The sequence below is a fragment of the Shouchella oshimensis genome (assembly GCF_002019765.1).
GTDB classification, from domain to species: Bacteria; Bacillota; Bacilli; order Bacillales; family Bacillaceae_D; genus Shouchella; species Shouchella oshimensis.
Genome location: NZ_KV917380.1, coordinates 988782 through 1006354, shown reverse-complemented (window position 1 = coordinate 1006354; position 17573 = coordinate 988782). Strand labels below are relative to the sequence as shown.

Annotated in this window: 23 protein-coding genes; 9 read left to right on the top strand and 14 right to left on the bottom strand. The window is 37.1% G+C overall.

Annotation, left to right across the window (positions count from 1 at the left end; all coding sequences use genetic code 11):
• The first annotated feature begins 67 nt into the window (after positions 1–67).
• From BK583_RS04930 to moaC, 3 genes are read left to right on the top strand one after another with little or no spacing between them, the layout of a single operon-like run.
• On the top strand, positions 68–559 hold the full coding sequence (locus tag BK583_RS04930; protein WP_236702405.1) for a MogA/MoaB family molybdenum cofactor biosynthesis protein: 492 nt from the start codon (positions 68–70) through the stop codon (positions 557–559).
• The gene (locus tag BK583_RS04925) at positions 556–1122 is read left to right on the top strand and encodes a molybdenum cofactor guanylyltransferase (RefSeq protein ID WP_055736501.1); all 567 of its coding nucleotides are present in this window, start codon (positions 556–558) and stop codon (positions 1120–1122) included. Before BK583_RS04930 ends, BK583_RS04925 begins: the two co-directional genes overlap by 4 nt.
• Position 1123: 1 nt before the next feature.
• The gene (moaC, locus tag BK583_RS04920; RefSeq protein ID WP_038482907.1) at positions 1124–1636 is read left to right on the top strand and encodes a cyclic pyranopterin monophosphate synthase MoaC; all 513 of its coding nucleotides are present in this window, start codon (positions 1124–1126) and stop codon (positions 1634–1636) included.
• Here moaC and BK583_RS04915 read toward each other — a convergent pair whose 3' ends face one another.
• Complete coding sequence (locus BK583_RS04915) at positions 1637–3076, bottom strand: 4-hydroxyphenylacetate 3-hydroxylase family protein (RefSeq protein WP_038482910.1); 1440 nt, start codon at positions 3074–3076, stop codon at positions 1637–1639.
• A gap of 156 nt (positions 3077–3232) precedes the next feature.
• Here BK583_RS04915 and BK583_RS04910 point away from each other — a divergent pair, with 156 nt between their 5' ends.
• A complete protein-coding gene (locus tag BK583_RS04910) occupies positions 3233–4051 on the top strand; it encodes an alpha/beta fold hydrolase (protein WP_055736502.1) in 819 nt (272 codons plus the stop codon).
• Between the two features lie 142 nt (positions 4052–4193).
• Positions 4194–4868 (top strand): queuosine precursor transporter, encoded by a 675-nt coding sequence (locus BK583_RS04905; protein ID WP_055736503.1) that lies wholly within the window; start codon positions 4194–4196, stop codon positions 4866–4868.
• A 28-nt stretch (positions 4869–4896) separates the two neighbouring features.
• On the opposite strand, the gene BK583_RS04900 is transcribed toward BK583_RS04905, so the two are convergent.
• The 6 genes from BK583_RS04900 to BK583_RS21385 all read right to left on the bottom strand — a co-directional run bounded on the left by BK583_RS04900 (position 4897) and on the right by BK583_RS21385 (position 9217).
• Positions 4897–5250, bottom strand: a complete 354-nt coding sequence (locus tag BK583_RS04900; RefSeq protein ID WP_055736504.1) for a hypothetical protein — start codon at positions 5248–5250, stop codon at positions 4897–4899.
• A gap of 252 nt (positions 5251–5502) precedes the next feature.
• Positions 5503–5652 (bottom strand): hypothetical protein, encoded by a 150-nt coding sequence (locus BK583_RS20640; protein ID WP_160319291.1) that lies wholly within the window; start codon positions 5650–5652, stop codon positions 5503–5505.
• 473 nt (positions 5653–6125) lie between these two features.
• Entirely contained in the window at positions 6126–6638 is a 513-nt protein-coding gene (locus tag BK583_RS04895; RefSeq protein ID WP_055736505.1) for a YfbU family protein, read from the bottom strand.
• 254 nt (positions 6639–6892) lie between these two features.
• Entirely contained in the window at positions 6893–7237 is a 345-nt protein-coding gene (locus tag BK583_RS04890) for a hypothetical protein (protein WP_055736506.1), read from the bottom strand.
• Positions 7238–7490: 253 nt separating this feature from the next.
• Entirely contained in the window at positions 7491–8861 is a 1371-nt protein-coding gene (locus BK583_RS04885; RefSeq protein WP_055736507.1) for a metallophosphoesterase family protein, read from the bottom strand.
• Positions 8862–9100: 239 nt separating this feature from the next.
• On the bottom strand, positions 9101–9217 hold the full coding sequence (locus BK583_RS21385) for a dUTP diphosphatase (RefSeq protein ID WP_367576383.1): 117 nt from the start codon (positions 9215–9217) through the stop codon (positions 9101–9103).
• 1038 nt (positions 9218–10255) lie between these two features.
• Between BK583_RS21385 and BK583_RS04875 the strand changes: the two genes are divergently transcribed.
• Both BK583_RS04875 and BK583_RS04870 read left to right on the top strand, forming a co-directional pair.
• Positions 10256–10621, top strand: coding sequence for a hypothetical protein (locus BK583_RS04875; RefSeq protein WP_055736509.1), 366 nt, complete (start codon positions 10256–10258; stop codon positions 10619–10621).
• A gap of 135 nt (positions 10622–10756) precedes the next feature.
• A complete protein-coding gene (locus BK583_RS04870; protein ID WP_078440047.1) occupies positions 10757–11116 on the top strand; it encodes a DUF3021 family protein in 360 nt (119 codons plus the stop codon).
• Positions 11117–11298: 182 nt separating this feature from the next.
• Here BK583_RS04870 and BK583_RS21165 read toward each other — a convergent pair whose 3' ends face one another.
• The 4 genes from BK583_RS21165 to BK583_RS04860 all read right to left on the bottom strand — a co-directional run bounded on the left by BK583_RS21165 (position 11299) and on the right by BK583_RS04860 (position 13342).
• Positions 11299–11502: a hypothetical protein gene (locus tag BK583_RS21165; protein ID WP_055736511.1), complete on the bottom strand. Its 204-nt coding sequence runs from the start codon at positions 11500–11502 to the stop codon at positions 11299–11301.
• Complete coding sequence (locus BK583_RS21160; RefSeq protein WP_245804414.1) at positions 11490–11717, bottom strand: FtsK/SpoIIIE domain-containing protein; 228 nt, start codon at positions 11715–11717, stop codon at positions 11490–11492. Before BK583_RS21160 ends, BK583_RS21165 begins: the two co-directional genes overlap by 13 nt.
• Positions 11718–11730: 13 nt before the next feature.
• Positions 11731–12135, bottom strand: a complete 405-nt coding sequence (locus BK583_RS21155) for a hypothetical protein (RefSeq protein WP_055736513.1) — start codon at positions 12133–12135, stop codon at positions 11731–11733.
• 412 nt (positions 12136–12547) lie between these two features.
• Positions 12548–13342: a hypothetical protein gene (locus BK583_RS04860; protein ID WP_055736514.1), complete on the bottom strand. Its 795-nt coding sequence runs from the start codon at positions 13340–13342 to the stop codon at positions 12548–12550.
• 315 nt (positions 13343–13657) lie between these two features.
• Between BK583_RS04860 and BK583_RS20635 the strand changes: the two genes are divergently transcribed.
• A complete protein-coding gene (locus tag BK583_RS20635; RefSeq protein WP_160319292.1) occupies positions 13658–13801 on the top strand; it encodes a hypothetical protein in 144 nt (47 codons plus the stop codon).
• 26 nt (positions 13802–13827) lie between these two features.
• On the opposite strand, the gene BK583_RS04855 is transcribed toward BK583_RS20635, so the two are convergent.
• Positions 13828–14160: a hypothetical protein gene (locus BK583_RS04855; protein ID WP_055736515.1), complete on the bottom strand. Its 333-nt coding sequence runs from the start codon at positions 14158–14160 to the stop codon at positions 13828–13830.
• Positions 14161–14237: 77 nt separating this feature from the next.
• Positions 14238–14606, bottom strand: coding sequence for a hypothetical protein (locus tag BK583_RS04850; RefSeq protein ID WP_055736516.1), 369 nt, complete (start codon positions 14604–14606; stop codon positions 14238–14240).
• A 483-nt stretch (positions 14607–15089) separates the two neighbouring features.
• Here BK583_RS04850 and BK583_RS04845 point away from each other — a divergent pair, with 483 nt between their 5' ends.
• Entirely contained in the window at positions 15090–15284 is a 195-nt protein-coding gene (locus BK583_RS04845) for a hypothetical protein (RefSeq protein ID WP_055736517.1), read from the top strand.
• Between the two features lie 556 nt (positions 15285–15840).
• Here the strand turns inward: BK583_RS04845 and BK583_RS04835 are convergent.
• Positions 15841–17274: a caspase family protein gene (locus BK583_RS04835; RefSeq protein ID WP_055736519.1), complete on the bottom strand. Its 1434-nt coding sequence runs from the start codon at positions 17272–17274 to the stop codon at positions 15841–15843.
• Between the last annotated feature and the right edge of the window lie 299 nt (positions 17275–17573).

Below are 17573 nucleotides of genomic sequence, written 5' to 3'. Positions count from 1 at the left end.
CTATAGGAGATAAGCAATTGCTAACTAGTCTAACTGGATATGTATATGGAAAGGAAAGGATAACCCTATGATGCACCATTCAAACGACGTTGTTCATGCTACTATTGCCATCGTAACACTTTCAGATACGCGCACAGTGGCAGAAGATAAAAGCGGGCAATTAATTCGTCAATTAATTGATGATCGCCATAAAGTTGGTTCTTATACACTTATACCCGATGATCCTCAGCTCCTAACATCGAATCTCCTTGAATTAGTAGCAGATCCCGAGATTGATGTTATTCTATGTAATGGCGGAACCGGTATGAGTAAACGTGATTATACTTATGCTACCATAAAACCACTCTTAGATAAGGAATTAGTAGGCTTTGGAGAACAATTTCGACAGCAAAGCTATAAAGAGATCGGTGTAAAAGGGCTTTTTAGCAACGCTATTGCAGGCACAATAAACGAGACAGCTCTTTTTGCTTTACCTGGTTCATCCAACGCAGTCAAGCTAGGTATGGAAACCTTTATTCTTCCTATGCTTCCTCATTTACTAGGTGAGCTTCGCAAATGACTGGTGCTGGATTGATTTTGGCTGGCGGCCAATCTAAACGCTATGGCAAGCAAAAATTATTTGAAAACTACCATAACCAACCACTTGTGAATCAGAGTATTCAAGCCTTTAAACAAGCAAATTTGCCTTACTTCATTGTAACAAACGATGAACTAGCAAACGATTTTGAAGGCAAAGGGCCAATTATTGTAGAACAAACAGCTCACTTAGGACCGCTTTCGGCCTTATGTACTGGACTCGAACAAATCCAGTCACTTGGGTATTCCTATGGACATGTTCTAGCTGGAGACCTTCCCTTTATAGAGGCTTCGTTTATTTTAGCAATGAAACGATATGCCGAGTCCTTTCCAGAGCCGACGATTTTATTGCCTGTACAGAATGAACGTGAACAACCTTTACACGCTATCTATCGTTTAGCTTGCTTACCAACGATCCAAGCCTTACTACCTGAACAAACGAGTATGCGTGCTCTCTACAAAGCTCGACACACAAAGCGATTGTCGTTTCCAAATGACGTCCGTTTTTTTAAAAATATTAATAGGCCAACCGATTGGAGAGATTAACATGAATTCCTTTTCCCATTTTAATGAGGAAGGTCGAGCAAAAATGGTAAACGTGTCTCAAAAAGCTGAAACCGAAAGAACAGCAACTGCTCGTACAAAAGTAAGGCTTTCTGCCGCTCTTTACGACGCCATCCATAATCAAGGCCTAAAGAAAGGTGACCCTTTAGCAGTTGCACAAATAGCCGGCATTATGGCGGCAAAGAAAACAGCCGATTGGATCCCCATGTGCCACCCTATTACGATACAAGGAACGGACTTACAGTTTTCTTTTACGAAAGACAACCAAACGAGTGATTATGTGTTAGTCATTTATGCGACAGTAACGGTCAAAAGTAACACTGGCGTTGAAATGGAGGCTCTTACTGCGGTTAGTGCTGCCGCTTTAACCTTTTATGATATGTGTAAAGCAATTGATAAAGGGTTAATAATCGAAGAAACCTTGCTTGTTAAAAAAACAGGAGGGAAGAATGGCGATTTCTACCATCCTTTAGTACAAAAAGAGAGAAGCATTTAATTACTTCTCTCTTTCAAAAAAATCGCTTATCCGCATTTGTAACTCTTCTTTTTTCTTACTATACAGTCCGTTTAAAGAGGATAGTACGCGAACCGGATCTCCATAGAAATAACGCTCATAAAGTAACTGCCTTGTGCCGAACTCTGTCATCGTCATATCCCGAGCGAGCTGAATAAGCTGAAATTTGTCATAGGCGCTTACATATTCTCCTTTTACAAATCGCTCTAAATACGGCGCAATAGAAGAAGCAAAATCTTTTTCACTAGGTGCCGCAATAAAATGACTCGCTCCTAACAGCTGAATGATTTCGATTAAGCGCGGATAAGTCATTTGGTAGTAAGAGGCACACGCTTTTAGGGATTCTAATTTCGGTACCATGATGCCATAGTCATTGACCTCTGCCTGGGCTTCGGAAGAATAAACGAAACCTACCATCGCCTCCAATGCAATAATCATTTCGCCAAGTTTTCCTTGGATATGTTGATGACGCTCAATATCCAGCGTCGTTACAAGCGCTTGAGCAATACCGAGTAACCACTCTGTTTTGACAATTTGTCTATTGATTGCTTGATATAACAGAAACGATTCCATTCCTGTTTTCATAAATAGATCGTTCATTAACCATTCATTTCTGTATAAAAAAACCCGGTTCCAAGGGATCAGAACATGATCAAACACAACGATCGCATCACCTTCTTCAAACTGTGAGCTAAGGGGCGAATCAAATGTGCTTTCCTTTTTGTAAGGAGGACGGTTAATAAAAGTTAAACCTTCTGTGTCGGAAGGAATGGTACAACCAAATAAGTAATCACTATCAATAAACGCCGCTGAAGGAATCACAAGTAGCTCATCCGTCATGCCCCCTTGTGTCGCTAACAATCTTGCCCCATCAACTATAATCCCTTCTTCGGTCTCTTCAATGATTTTAGTCGCAATCGGTTGCTCATTACCTTGACCATCAGGGAAAAAGGGCTTTCTGCTAATAGAAGGGTTCACAAACGTATGTGTAAACGTTAAATCTTCTTCCTTTGCACGCTTATAAATCGCGTCAATATTTTCCCCGAACTGGGGGTCTGCTTCAGAAAAGAACTTCTTTGCACCTGCCATAACGGTGATCATCGTATTCACATAATCAGGAGATCGCCCTAACACTCCTAACGTTTCATTCGCCCATAATTGCGTTGCTTTTCTCCGCTTCACTAGATCGTCTTTTGTGCGAGGAATGTCGTATGAAAAGTTTATTTTTTGATCCTTACCTTGAAGAGTAGAGGCATATTGCTCATCATGAACCATGTCATAAAGCTTCCCTTTTGCTTTAAGTACTGATCGGAATGGTTCCACATCTGTTAAAGGACATTCAACTCGTTTGCCTTCCATCCACACATTGCTTTTAAGGCGTGCCATTCTTTTTAAATACTCCGCACCTGTAACGATACCCATCCTTCACACTCCTTCTTCGTCGCTATAGCCTATGCACATTCGCCTATGACCGTGATTTGTCCTGTTGAACATTCACATCTGTTTTAAAACAAAATAAGCGGGTAAACAAACAACACAATAAACTGGTTGTTTTATAAAAAAGGAGCGAATGTTTACATGGCACATCGAATTGAAGTCGAGCACGGAACCACTCTTTTTGTAGAGGATATTGGTAGCGGTCAACCCGTTATTTTTTTACATGGCTGGCCAGTCAACCATAGAATGTTTGAACACCAGATGGCAACATTACCAGAAAAAGGTTTCCGCTTTATTGGTGTAGATTTAAGAGGCTACGGGCAATCGGATAAACCAGCTTATGGCTATGATTATGACCGTATGGCCGATGACCTTCGTGTCGTCATTGATACACTCGAAATTAAAGATGCCGTATTATGTGGATTCTCAATGGGAGGAGCTATTGCGATACGTTATATGGCAAAGCACGGCGAAAAAGGCATTTCTCGTCTTGCCTTATTAGGCGCAGCAGCACCAGTATTTACGCAACGAGATGATTTTGAATTTGGTTTACCTAAGGATAATGTGGATGACTTAATTTTAGGTGCTTATGCTGACCGCGCTGATATGTTAAAAGACTTTGGTGGGCTATTCTTTGGAAAAGAACCAAGCACCCATTTTAATAGCTGGTTTCATTCACTTGGTATGCAAGCCGGACCGCACGCAACAATTGAATCTGCTCGAACCCTTCGAGACGCCGATTTGCGCGGTGACTTACAAGTTATTTCAGTACCAACTGCCATTTTACACGGTCGAAACGACGAAATTTGCCCGTTTGATTTAGCAGAACAAATGGAAGCAGGTATTGCTAATGCCACCATCATTCCTTTTGAAGAGAGTGGTCATAGCTTGTTCCATGATGAAAGAGAGAAATTCAACGAAACCATCATTCAATTTATTTCAGAACCAGTTAAATCATAAGAACCAAATAAAACCAGTACTGTTGATGTACTGGTTTTTTCGTCTGTACAAATAAGTGGACTTGTGGTAAAGTGTCTTTCGTTCCTATGAAAACACGCAGTTCGTAACCTTCCTGCGTTATCAAAACTAAAGGAGTTAAATTATGTCCACAGAACTATTAGGGCTATTGTTTGCCCTTGCAAATTTTTCGTTCCTGCTCTTATTTTATAAGTTGTTTGGAAAAACAGGTATCATTGCTTGGATTGGCTTTGCAGCCATCTTAGCTAATTTACAAGTCTTGAAGACGATTGAACTGTTCGGCTTTATCGTAACAATGGGGAATGTCATGTATGCGACAACTTTTCTCGCAACAGATCTTCTAAATGAAAAATACGGAAAAGCCCTCGCCAAAAAAGCGGTTTGGCTCGGTTTTTCAACCTTACTCGTTTCAACAATGATCATGCAGTTTGTGCTGTTATTCCCACCTCACGGCGAAGATTTAGCACATACGCACCTTGCTTTTATTTTTGACTTCGCTTTACGCGTTGCTTTAGGAAGCTTAGCTGCTTTTATCATTAGCAATCATATTAATATCTATATCTTTGCTTTCTTTAAAAAGCTTCTACCCAAAATGCTCTGGCTCCGAAATATCGTCTCAAGTATTTTTGGACAAGCGTTGGATACATTGATTTTCTGTGCAATTGCGTTTCTAGGTGTGTATTCGATGGACATCTGGTTTGAAATTGCCCTAACGACGTATCTAATGAAATTTATCGTTTCCGTGCTTGCCATGCCATTTATCTACTGGGCTCGAAGCATCAAGCCATTGCAAGATTAAAAAAAACGACCTGTGATCCAGGTCGTTTTTACATTTCTTTTTGAAAGGCATTTATCATAATCTTGATGTTCACAATGTCTGCCTCATTTTTTTCTTCAATTTCTTCTTTCAATTCAAGTAAAAACGTTTTTTTCGCACGTAACTGATCTAGAGCGGACTGATACTGGTGATACACTTCCCCTTCTTGTTGATCACTCTGTTCAATACTCGCATAAACGGCCTCCATAAAACGATATTCTGATAGTTTATCATTTACATTAATGGTCGATTCATCCTGATCATTTAACACTTCTGGTGTTTCAATTGTATAAATGTCTTTTAATTGTTTTTGTAATGCAACCATATGCTCTTCGCAAAATTTTTGTACTAACTCATCGTTCATATAACCGACTCCTTTCTTTTTACCCTATTCCCAATAAGTATACAGGAAAAACCGTAAAGTAAAGCGGTCTTTAGAAGAAAAAACACCCACTCCTTAAAAGGAAAGTGGTTGTTAAAAAAGTGTGCAGGCACATTACGATACCTCAAACCGCATCACCTGTTTCTATAGATCCTATGTATCTTTGTTCATTGCTCTTACCGTTTAATACTCTACTAAATTCAATTCTCCTGATTCATAAACCATTAAATCGGCTTATGTCCCAGGACGCGTTGGACCATCTGTTAATACAGCAACTGAACTTGCAGGTCCAGTACCTGGTCTTGTAGGGCCACTTAAATCAATAACAGAAGTTGTTGATAAAACAATCCCCATTGCAACTAGCATTGACACTATCTGTTTCAAACCTTCACCCCCTTTTCATCAATTCCTCTTTCCTGAATCTTTCGTAACGTTGCAAAGAAAATACATACTCTACTTCTTAACATATCAAGCAGCGTCTTGTACTAAGCTATTTCTTTTGAACAGTAAAACAACGTTCATTCTTTAGTATAATGGTTTAGCGAAACACTCTACGGGGTAATTAAATGAGTAGTTACATACGATGCAACCCTGTTACCCCAAGCAGGATCGTGTAATGACCCATCGGCTTTATTAGCCCCCTTGAGACCTCGCTGAAAAGCGGGGTTTTGTTTATTCTCTTATTGTTCATGTATTTCCAGGTATCTACTTTCATTCTCTTCACCGTAATTTAACCTGCCAATATTCTAAACGCTCCTGTAACTGCTCTTGCCTAAAAAAGCCCTTTTCCACCTTACCCCCTCCTCTTTAACACACAAAAAGAGAACCGCCTTTAAAGGTTATCCTCTTTTTAGGTGTTATGCAGCTAGGATTTCTTTAATGTCACTTTCATTTAGTTTACCGAAATCAGCATGAGCTGATTTTTTCTCGTACACTTTTAGCATACTTTCATAAATGTCCAACATTGGATAATGACTATTAAACGAATTTTCGTTTTCTAAATTATCCTTTATCTCTTGAAATCTGTCTAAACCTTTTACGTAGTACTCTGCATAACCTAGCAAATCATTCTCCGATTCTTCATTACCATCAAATCCAGAAAACCTTACTTTGCTCTCACCATTGTTAAGCTTTTGAGAAGAAAAAATTAGATTTCTATACATATTTAAAATCTTTAATACTAGTTCACATCTTTCTAGTGGCATTTCATCAAGCAAATTAGCATTTGGAGGATCGGCATAATGTCTAGTGTAACCCAACTCCAAAGCCTCTCTATAACGAGCATAATTGCTTTCATTAGAAGGATCTAATTTTTCTAGAATTAGATATTGATTAATCAAATTCAATCTCTCTTTTTTACTTAATTGCATGTAATCCCCCCTCTTCTATTAAATTTAATTCGACACAAAAAGGAAAATACCTCCATTTTACTGTCTATTTCTTTATACACCTTGCTCCTTACGCACAAAACACTCTTACCTCTGTCTTTTATATCTTCTGGACAAATACGCATTTAACGCAATCTTTTTCACGTCATCAACTCACTACCAATTAATAGCATATGATAGAGTACGCCGTAAGTCTTGGAATATAAAAAAAGACCTGCTTTTAACAGGTCAAAAAATTAAAGCTGTCTTGGAAGTCGAATACTCGTAAATCCTCCTCGACTTACTCTGTAGTTAGCATAAATACGCTTATCAATGTCTGGCAAATAGAAGATAATTTGGGTCACAGTTTCACCTTCTACTACGACTTCTTCAGATACTCCAACTATTTCGGCATGTACTTCATTATACTGATTACCGGTTTTCTTCCCAAACTGATCTGTTGGCAAATATAAACCCGGTTCAAAAGATAAAACATAGCGTTGATCATCAAGTTCATTCGAATAGAAAGTTTCCTCATGTACAGCTTCCTCGAACTCGAAAATGTACTTGACGTCTGGTGTAAAACTGAATTTTTCTACCATATCTGTTCCTCCTCAGATAAATTATGTTACACATAGAAAAGAGAAGGTCATTCTAAAAAAACAAAAAAACATAATAAAAAGCGTATTCGGCTATTAAGCTCATACACGCTTCTTTTTGGTTTTTAACAGCTTGCGTAAGCAAGACCACTGGGGTTATGGGTTTTTCCACTTGCGTTACGTGATATTATAGGACACTCTTCTGCTAAAGTGTTTCCACCGACCGAGCTAACCCCGATCTTACTGAGATGCTCTGTTAATAACTAATCACTTTATCCGATCCCTGTCCGAAGCGACTCAAATGCATCCTCCGATTGCTCGTGTTAACAGTGAAAACATTCCAACTATCTTCAGTTATCTCCCCACTATCCCTAGGTCTAGGATCTCTAGTCAAACCTGTAGAACTATCTGCTGTTGCTGAATGTAGAACGTTAATGTATCGAATTTCATCATGCACATAATCCTCATCTAAGTGATAGTGACCTCCTATATGTGCGATGTGGTTTCCTTTTCGACCAGTAAAATCAACAGTTACGTCAACACCATGATCTCCTTCAGTAACAGCTGAACGATATCGGATTCCAAGTTTAAAAGCTCTAATAATTCCTCTGAAAGCAAATGCATTGGTAGCTTTTCCAACACCATCAGAACCTGTAATAGGAACATGTGACATTGTAACTACAGTCCAGTTTGAGGGGCTCTGCTTATTCTGAAAATTCAGGGCAGTATGTGCTAACCACTGTATTTGACGATTTCTCAAAGCATGAAAGGAGATATTATGATATTTAGGAGACCCGTTATTATTAGAGATATGAGCAACGTCGGCTGTATTTAAAAAGATTACTCTAAGCTTCATATCATCAAAATCTTTATAATAATAACCCCCATTTTTCTCAGCGCTATTAAAGACAAAATTTTCTTCAAATGGTTTGACCATCTTCTGATGCCATTCAGTAGGGCTCATTATGTCGGCCAACTTAGGATTTGCGGTGTTATCTGTATACCAAGGTCCATAATCATGGTTACCTTTTAAGATTGCTACAGGTACTTTCGATTTCATAAAGGCTTTTACATTATCGTACAACTCTCTTTTGTAAACTGATGGTGAATCTTTACCGTTTATAATATCGCCACCATGTACCACAAAGTCCAATAAGCCATACTTCGTAAAATCTATGATGTTATTAACGTGTTGCAACCCATTCATTCCATAAGAACCATTTGAATTACGGATATAGTGAGTATCACTTATAAACCCAAAAGATTTTGTGTTAGTATTTTGTATCGTTGCTACTTTTTCATACAGGTTAAACAGTTCATCTTCAAGAAAGGCACTTACCCCTTCATTGTGCTTTAATTCCACCCATCCTCTAAAACTCCCATTGGTATGTAAGTTACCAACAAAGATTCGTTTCATGTATGAATAATTCAAGATGAATTGTTTTCGAGTTCCAGACCCTGATGTATTTTGAAAAACATCAATTGTCACGAATCCACCGTCTTTCCATGGTGTATTAATCAGCTTATCTCCTGTTGATTCGTAAAAACCCGCTGCAAGCGTAAAGATATCAATTCCTGAATTAGTTAAATACTTTCTGTTCCCATTATCTTCTGTGAGTTTATACATTATTGACCTCCTATTAATAAAATCATTCAAAACAACCTTAATTAACCTCAAGATCTCCTCCTCTCCACATCCCTTTCAGGTTCTTGTCCACTCGCTTTTCGCCACTCTCAGCTTGAATCTTCCATCACCACGATCACAACGTCCGTGCTACATTTAGACCTCCGGCTCAAGAGCAGGGCCCTCTCTCTGCTCCTTTACAGCATAAGACCTTTTGAGTTCAGTCAATAATAGCAGTTTACTTACCGTTCATGGTCGATTTTGTTCTTGTCTAAATAGGCTTGTTCAATCTCTTCGGAACTAAAACTCAATGATTCGCTTAACCCTAAAAATAAAGCTAATAAGTAATGGTACCCCACCCCTATAGATCCATTTGTTTTTTCTAAAAGAGAAGAATGTTTTGTATTATCATGAATCACTCCAGCTTTTCTATTTATTTAAATTATCTAAAAATAATAATCAGACATAGGTTCTTCTTATTTGAGTAAATACTTCTTAGGGGTGAGAAGGTGAAGTGTATGGTAGTAACACTAAAATCCTGCGAAAAGCGTTGGGAATGTCTAGATGAAGGGCCTACCGATCCGATCAGGGGTGCAAGAAATCACCAGGCGAAGGGCCAAGACAAAAACAGAAGCAAAGCAAAAGGTACAAAATGAGATTAATCACGTAAGAAGACTTTGATGAAGTGGCTCACGAATGGATACAAGCATATGGTGCTACAGGTAAAATACGAGGATCGGTAAGAATTAAAGAAAAAGACTTAAATGTCTTTTAAATACATAGCCAAGGTTCCGATTAAGAAACAATTTAATTGAGCATAATCATTGAACAGACGCTATCATATCACGAAAACAGAAACCCATTAAAGAGATCAAATCGAATCCAATAGAAGAAAAGTATATTGATACGAATGAACTTAAAGAGTTTTTCGAATCGCTTTCTGACGCCTTCAAAGACAAGTGAATTAGTACATGTTGTTAATATGGACGAAAAAGTGATGAACATATTAAAGAAGCTTGTGACCGCAAATGATAGGCGTAAATTAAACTTACGCGTGTATTACGAAGATTTTCGCGATAAAGATTTTCTTTTCTGTAGAGCTATCGGCTATCCTTATATCACCAAAACGGTGCCCAATAGAATGGACAGGCTCATACAATCAACAAATATCAAGAAGAGAGCAAATATATCGAAACAACGATGAAAGTTTATACACATGTTACTAACAAAATGAAAAAAGATGAGCCCACAAAAGTTACAAACCTTTACGGGAACATCCTTGGGACAATCATATGGAACGCTATAATTTATTAATCTTATAGTGTATAGTTATTTTATCTATTGTAAGATTGCCAATGAAATGTTACTAAAAATATGTATGAAAGAGGGTTACTAATATGCATTTTGAAACTACCTTCACACCAAAGCAAGTAGCTGAATTCTTTTCTACTGGAAAATTCAATCATACGTATCAATTTCTTGATAAAAATGTTGAATGGAATATTGTTGGTGATAAAGTATTGGTGGGGAAGAAAGCTGTAATGGATGAATGTAGACTCACCTCTAATTATTTTGAAAGTGTTACAACAAATTTCAAACTATTAAATGTAATTCAAGAAGAAAATTACGTTGTCATAAATGGAACTGCTGAATTTATTAGAGATAATAAGCTGTTGTCTTACATAGCCGCCTCGGACATTTACAGTTTTGATGATCAGAATATGCTAAAAAGAATTGATTCTTATTGCATTAAAATACAGTAAGATTAATTATAAAAAAAGATTGAGGAGGATTTTTATGAAGGATTTAATTATAAAAGGTAGGAATTCAAGCAGTTTTATTTATGGTCATTTTAATGATCTGCCCGCAACTCCAAAAGGCAGATACGTTGGTAAGGTATGCTAATACAAATTTTGTTAAGAGGTCTTTTACCTTTTATAATTATGAATGTCATCGCTATTGTTTTGTATTATCAAAACAAAACACACGATGCAAAAGGCACGTTTATAGCTAGCTTCATCGTTTTAATTCTAGGTATTGCTTCACTTATTTATAATATTGAAGAATGGAGTATCTTACGAAAAACAGTACTACATTTCTTTATCATGTTATTAACTATCTATCCAATATTAATAGTAAGTGGTTGGTTTACGTTAATTAGTATGAAGGATTACTTCGTGGTATTTTTACTATTTTTGGGCTTCGGTACTGTCTCGTGGCTGATTTTCTTTATACTGTTTAAATTCACTTCTAATTAGAGGGGTGTAGGCTGTGTATTAGCTCAATACTAAGTAACCTATATTGTCTATTAAAGTACCAAAGCTCTAGAAGCCTTGGTACTAATAATATGCGGTTGAGAGAACTCCGAGTTTAACTTCACTAACCTTCGCTTAGCACATCTCCACTCGCTGAATGGCGTTTACGTCGCGTATATAAAACGTTAACCAAGCGCCTCACCTATTCTTGCTATATGAGACAAGATCACTTCACACTGATTTTTGATTTGCCTTGAATCCTTATCCTTTTCAATTCCCGGTGCCAACTCTGCTGCTTCACCAATAATGACAAAGTGCCTAGCCTTTCTACCTGCTTCCTGTACGTTTTCATAGCCACCAGTCTTTAGATGATCTATTACCTCATCCATTTGTACGTGATTGCCTGTAGCTTTTCTAGTGCCTCCTCTGCGTCACTCGCAATACCCTGTATTTGCTGACATTTGCTGTAACGGCTAAAGGTTAGGCCGCCTTTGAGATCGATCAGAGTAAACAGAGCATTGTCAGGTTGATTAGAGATGAGTGTCGTTATGGCAGTCTTTAAATAGATCGATTTACCGTATCTCGTTGTCCCCGCAATAATCATGTGCATGATCTTGTCAAAGTCGTGCTTCTTTTTCCCTGCTTACACCGATTGGCACCGTCCACCCTTTACAGTTGTTTTCGTAGGGCAGATAATCGGTTAATGGCTGATTATAAACTTTAACCTTTAATGTGGTGTCATAGCTTAACAACACCTCTTTTTTGTATGTCTCTCCGTTCGCGATTCTTCTGATGTTCTGCTTTAACCCTTTGTTCACATCCACGTTTTTTATGTTAGCTAACTTAAATCCTTCCTTGGATCCATTGAGACTTGATTCAATCGCTTCTTCTTTCTTATTAAAATCTGTGAGGTAAGTCCTTCCGGTAATCGGTAAACGTATTCGGTATGATCCTCTGCCTTTTTTGTCCGCAATAACTTTGGCGTATCCTCTTTTTGATTGTATTTGATGTAAAAACCACACTTTCGGAATATCCGGTCTAGCCTCTGTTTATCAGTATGGCCCTCTTTAAGATACTCGACACCTAGCCATGCTGCACCACCTAACAACAGCTCTACGATCATCTTTGCGACCTAAGAATCTGGTTATATGGTGGTGGTGTTTGTGGCTTCTTCGGTGTTACCACCTCGACCTTTTTAATCGGTTTAAAGGGCACAATTATGGTCATGCCCCAAAAATTTATTTTCTTTTTACCCACTTAACTACTAACATTATAATTAGAGAGATTATAATGGCTATAACGCCAAAATATAAGACAAGTTGAAACGTGACTCTTGTCGGATCTACAGGTTCAAACAAGGTAAGCCCTCCCTAAAAAAGATATAGTGGTCTCGGTGACCACTATATCATAGTCTTAGCAATGAGATCTACATTACTATCTTACTACTTCAGCCGAGGCCGATGGAATAAAATCAGCATGTAATGTTAAGTCAACTAGTCTTGTAAAGGTTGCGGCACCAAAAGGGTCATTAAGCTCGAAAGTCCCTTGTACAATTGAATTTCTATTGTTATTTACAACAACTCTTGTACTCCCAGAGCCAGAACCAGGTGCTACATCTACAACGCCTTGATGATCATACACATTTGCGTAAAAATTATTGGAGGAATTAACTGCATTTGACCAATAGGCGGCGGTCTGTGTTTGCGCATTATTAATCCAAAGTACACTAAAAGTGTGAATATAGTTAGAGAAGTAACCATCGTTGTAAGGGTCTGGTTCAGTAATAGCTAAAGGGCTGACTTCATTTTCAACTCTTTCTGTGGACAAGGATGCGCTTAAAGAGCTTCCATCATTAAAAACGTAGGTTACGTCATCTGTTTCTCCTGCTTCTGCATTTAATTCCGCACCTTCAAATAGATCATTAAATTCATCGTCGTCAGTCCAGACTTTATACGCCTCTGTATGCTTAGAAAGCTCTGGATTTTGATCAACTAGTTCTGCTATGCGGTTAAGATCATCGTTAGATTTATCTTCATTTAGAGTTAGTGTTTGGATATTTGAGACTTCCTTAAAACCTTCTTCAAATTTTTCTTCCACTTTGACACTTTCTAAAAGAGTTTTGAATTCCTCTTCCTCGTTGATTGTGCTTGCAAAAGCTGAATTACTAGTAGTGCTTAGTGCGGATAGTGCGAATAATGAACTGAACGTAAAGATTAAAGCCTTTTTCATTGTTCGTTCTCTCCTTTAATTAATAGATTTTGAAAAGGTGGTGATAATTACCAATTCGTCTTCAATGCTAGTAAAGATTAGTGGAAATATCAACCATATTATTAATATCAAGAATATTAAGACTTATAAGCCATTGATATAACAAATTATACTACTGGAAGCTTTTTGAAGAAGCAAGCTACCGAGGAAGATATCATTGAATCAGAAAAGCTACTTGAAGAGCGTAGACAACAACTAAATGAACAAAAATTAAAAGCCGCCTAATTGGTGGCTTTATCATTAATAAGTTTGGTGAATCAATCTAAGGGGTACTAAATGACTAATTACATACGATGTTCCCTCATGCACGATCGTGTAATGACCGGCTTTATTAAGCCCCCTTTAGACCTCGCTGAGAAGCAGGGTTTTATTATGTACATTAAAGAAATTACACTTGCAATAGTGCTGACAACAAATTAAAAAGCCATCCCTAAGGATGACTTATATTATACTAAAGACTTAATTATTTCTTTGATCTCTTCTAATTCACTTTTTGCTGCTGATAAATTATGACTCCTGCCATCCAAATCCCTAAAATTTAAGTAATCTTCAGCCGACTTAATGACAGTGTTTAAAAATGTATTTAATTCAATAACACCTTTATTCTCTTTTTCAATTGGAAGATCAATGCCTTGGTTAAAAAAAGCACTACTCCTTTTTACCGAGAAAAAGACTTTTTTATCTTTAATAGGCTGAATAAGTTTTATACCCAATTCTAGACCATTACTAAAATGCTCAGTAGTTCCTTCTTGACCATTTTCTAAAAATTCAAGTGTCATTCTTTTAACGGCTGGCTTAGAAGAAGGCGAAAACTATGGTGGTTTTGATTTTGTCATAGAGATGTCATTGGCTTCAATTATAAAGATATCATCTTCTTTATAATCAATTGTGACGGCGCTGGTTTTGATGATCCTACACCTGATTTCCGGTTAACTTCCGCGCACACCTTCTCGTATTCGGCTGCACTGATTCCTAATGACTTACGACGGTTGTCGTGCCCGTTACCATGCTTTTGAGCGATTACTTCGTCCGCCATTTGAGCGATGGTTTTCTTCGACGGCTTAGGAGCAGGTTTATTCTCAACGATAATTCCACCCGTTTTGGTATCGTTCGGAATCGTCACTTTCCCACCAAGATAAGCAATCGCCCCCTTAGCAATTGCCTCGCCTTGCGCTTTCAGTTTGTCATCATCACGCATAACAGCCACATCGTGGCGAGAGTCCATGAAACCACCTTCTGTAAGGATTGCGGGCATTCTTTTCTATGGAAAGAGTCGGTCATGAAGATATCGAAACAACAATGAAAGTTTATACACATGTTACTAACAAAATGAAAAAAGACGCCCCCACAAAAGTTACAAACCTTTACGGGAACATCCTCAAAAAATTTCTTCTTGAAAAATGTTAGTTTTATGTTCGTTTTTCAAGAAGAATCATCTTAAATTACCTCATAAACCCTATTAAATCAAGGTTTCAGGGGGATGATTTACATCATGCCGCCCCTAAGATGATAGTGTGTAACATCGTTAATGAGAGGTGCAAAAAGTGCGGTAAATCAACGTTTTAGATATTGCTTACTGTAACATCTTTAACGGCGATTTACCGTTTGTTATAGGATTGCGTTAGCAAAATGTTAGCAAACTTAGTGATGTGACTGTTACTAAACCTTAGAAATAAAAATATATAAATTATACTTGGAGGCTTTGAAAGTGGCTTTAATCCATTATATAAATAATAAATTAAAGAGGCAGTTTGAAGACATCCATCATCTTATAAAGAAACAACAAAAACTTCTTGAGGAAATAAATGAGGCAATAAATGAAAAGGATACTTACGAAATTGATTTAGAAACGACTGTTAGAAAACTAATTGAGCATGGCCTTTCCAAAGATGAAATTCTTTAAATTACAGGAATCCCTCCTCAAAGACTTGACGATATTGTTGCTGCAAGAAAATATTATAACATTCCATATATACTTAAATGGAGATGAAGCAGATGAATATGAGCGACTCCTTTGGGAGATTCACCATTCTAATAATATAGATGAATTAATTAATACGCTTAAAGAACAGCAGCGAATCAATTTTATACACAAAGTATTGCTTCGATATAAGGAGGAGTATGATAACCTTACTAAATCCATGGACAGTGACAACTATGAAGAACTTATCCTAAATTACATTGATCGAACAGGTAAGGATCATGATGCTAAAAGAACATATTTATCTTTAGTTCGCAGGTTTAGGAATGAAATAAAAAGAATGCGGGAGAAGGTGCTTATAAAGATTCCCTAGTAAAAGTATGTATTTATATATTGTTGGTATATCTGTATGTCAAAAATAAGACATCTACTTTTCTGAACTGAACCCCTTACAGTTAGACACTATCTAACTGTAAGGGGTTCAGTTCAATTTAAATAGGTGTCTTATCCTTAAATAAAAGTTTTCCTTAATATATATTTAAATCGAAATATTTATTTCTTCATTAATTTCAATTCTCTTAGGGTCAACATTGGAATAATACTTTGGACGATATCCTATAAGGTGAACGTTAGTAATTACTTCGTTATCCAATGTAAGTGAAAGAGTTTCAATTTTATCAATTGTGCCAGTTAAAATAAGAGACCCCACAATCATAACTCGTATTTTCTCAGGTGTGTATCCTTGGCTAGCCAAGCTCGAAATGATATTTGGTATCACTTGAATTTTTGCATTTGTAGAATGACTAATCATCGATTCCACTAAAGTGTCTCCATAACCAGATGGTAATTCCTTTTCACCGAATAGTATACGTCTAATACGCAACATGGCTATATCTTCCGCAGTAAGTGTTTTACCTATTCCTCCACCAACTGACATTTCAGAAAAGATTGAGTTATTGCTTTCTCCTGTCCCTTTTAGGTTTACAACAATGTATGTTCCTTCTCGTGTAGATTTGATGTCAATATTTTCAATGGATACAATATCTGCCTCATCTTTTATAGCAAAAGGATATCTATCCCTGCCTCTCATGCCCTTTAAAGCTTGTTCGATTTTTGAGTCGGGATTAATAAGCGTTATCTGATATTCACCTTTATTTTTGCTATAGAACTCATCGTAATCGGTAGTTAAAGGACCTAGCCAGAAACTTAATCCGGATGAATTTATATCTTGAGTCATATTTTCTTTTTCTACAGTCAGTTCGCTTCTATTTATTGTTCTTTTTAATAACAATGGTGCTCCGTTAAGAGTACTTTTAATTACAGGGTTCTGATCCGCAATTTCCTCATTCAACTTTTTACTGACAAAGGAATATAAGTTATATACATCAATGTCACCATTTCTATCGGCAGCTTCTCCCTCTAAACCTCTAATTAGATAATCGGTGAACGCTCCGTGTCCCGCTCTATCCGCAGCATATTCACTTGCTGTACATGCAGCAATAAGCACCTTTCCTGATCCTTTAACTTCTAATCCTCGATGCATTTCCTGTTGAACACTTCGAGTAATCGCTCCACTATGGCATGTATCAAAAAATGATAAAACTGTATTAGCTGCGGTCTGGTCAATCAGATCTCTTACTTCGGACATTTTTATCATTGATATATTCGGAGAATAGATATCTCCATCAAAAGGAACAAAGTACCCTTCATTATCTATAAATGCACCGTGTCCAGCCCAAAAAAGGAATAAAACATCAGTATTAACTGCACTTTCAAAGAAGGATTTTATGGCAGATAATAAAATAGTTCTTCTTGAAATAGAACCTTGAAAAACTTGTACATCTTGTTCCTTAAAAAAGGAAGGAGACTCTAAAAGAAGACGTTTAACCTCTAAGGCATCATTTACTGTATTAGGCAGACTATTCGCACTGTTATATTGATCTACAGCTATAATTAAAGCTTTATAAATCATTCTTTTACCACCTATCAGGAGATTTTATTTTTGGACCATGTTCCTTTTTATTTTTCCCATATGGTACTCATAGTTTTTATTCGCTTTATCTGATCCATTAATTAAGCGTAAATTATACTCAATTTTCCTTAGACTATAAACACTGACGATAGATTGGATAAATTAATTTCCTCATCTAGAAGCCCCATTAACATTTCTGCCTCCGACGAGTACAACATGACATCACTTAAAGATTTTCCATTAAAATGATATCCCCTTAATTCAAAAGCGTATTTTTTAAATTCTCCGCAAATGCTTTG

What these genes read in the sequence shown, in the direction of transcription:
- BK583_RS04930 (WP_236702405.1), top strand. Translation starts at nt 68, where the DNA reads ATGATGCACCATTCAAACGACGTTGTTCATGCTACTATTGCCATCGTA.
- BK583_RS04925 (WP_055736501.1), top strand. Translation starts at nt 556, where the DNA reads ATGACTGGTGCTGGATTGATTTTGGCTGGCGGCCAATCTAAACGCTAT.
- moaC (WP_038482907.1), top strand. Translation starts at nt 1,124, where the DNA reads ATGAATTCCTTTTCCCATTTTAATGAGGAAGGTCGAGCAAAAATGGTA.
- BK583_RS04915 (WP_038482910.1), bottom strand. Translation starts at nt 3,076, where the DNA reads ATGGGTATCGTTACAGGTGCGGAGTATTTAAAAAGAATGGCACGCCTT.
- BK583_RS04910 (WP_055736502.1), top strand. Translation starts at nt 3,233, where the DNA reads ATGGCACATCGAATTGAAGTCGAGCACGGAACCACTCTTTTTGTAGAG.
- BK583_RS04905 (WP_055736503.1), top strand. Translation starts at nt 4,194, where the DNA reads ATGTCCACAGAACTATTAGGGCTATTGTTTGCCCTTGCAAATTTTTCG.
- BK583_RS04900 (WP_055736504.1), bottom strand. Translation starts at nt 5,250, where the DNA reads ATGAACGATGAGTTAGTACAAAAATTTTGCGAAGAGCATATGGTTGCA.
- BK583_RS04895 (WP_055736505.1), bottom strand. Translation starts at nt 6,638, where the DNA reads ATGCAATTAAGTAAAAAAGAGAGATTGAATTTGATTAATCAATATCTA.
- BK583_RS04890 (WP_055736506.1), bottom strand. Translation starts at nt 7,237, where the DNA reads ATGGTAGAAAAATTCAGTTTTACACCAGACGTCAAGTACATTTTCGAG.
- BK583_RS04885 (WP_055736507.1), bottom strand. Translation starts at nt 8,861, where the DNA reads ATGTATAAACTCACAGAAGATAATGGGAACAGAAAGTATTTAACTAAT.
- BK583_RS04875 (WP_055736509.1), top strand. Translation starts at nt 10,256, where the DNA reads ATGCATTTTGAAACTACCTTCACACCAAAGCAAGTAGCTGAATTCTTT.
- BK583_RS04870 (WP_078440047.1), top strand. Translation starts at nt 10,757, where the DNA reads ATGCTAATACAAATTTTGTTAAGAGGTCTTTTACCTTTTATAATTATG.
- BK583_RS21165 (WP_055736511.1), bottom strand. Translation starts at nt 11,502, where the DNA reads ATGGATGAGGTAATAGATCATCTAAAGACTGGTGGCTATGAAAACGTA.
- BK583_RS21160 (WP_245804414.1), bottom strand. Translation starts at nt 11,717, where the DNA reads ATGATTATTGCGGGGACAACGAGATACGGTAAATCGATCTATTTAAAG.
- BK583_RS04860 (WP_055736514.1), bottom strand. Translation starts at nt 13,342, where the DNA reads ATGAAAAAGGCTTTAATCTTTACGTTCAGTTCATTATTCGCACTATCC.
- BK583_RS20635 (WP_160319292.1), top strand. Translation starts at nt 13,658, where the DNA reads ATGACTAATTACATACGATGTTCCCTCATGCACGATCGTGTAATGACC.
- BK583_RS04855 (WP_055736515.1), bottom strand. Translation starts at nt 14,160, where the DNA reads ATGACACTTGAATTTTTAGAAAATGGTCAAGAAGGAACTACTGAGCAT.
- BK583_RS04850 (WP_055736516.1), bottom strand. Translation starts at nt 14,606, where the DNA reads ATGGACTCTCGCCACGATGTGGCTGTTATGCGTGATGATGACAAACTG.
- BK583_RS04835 (WP_055736519.1), bottom strand. Translation starts at nt 17,274, where the DNA reads ATGATTTATAAAGCTTTAATTATAGCTGTAGATCAATATAACAGTGCG.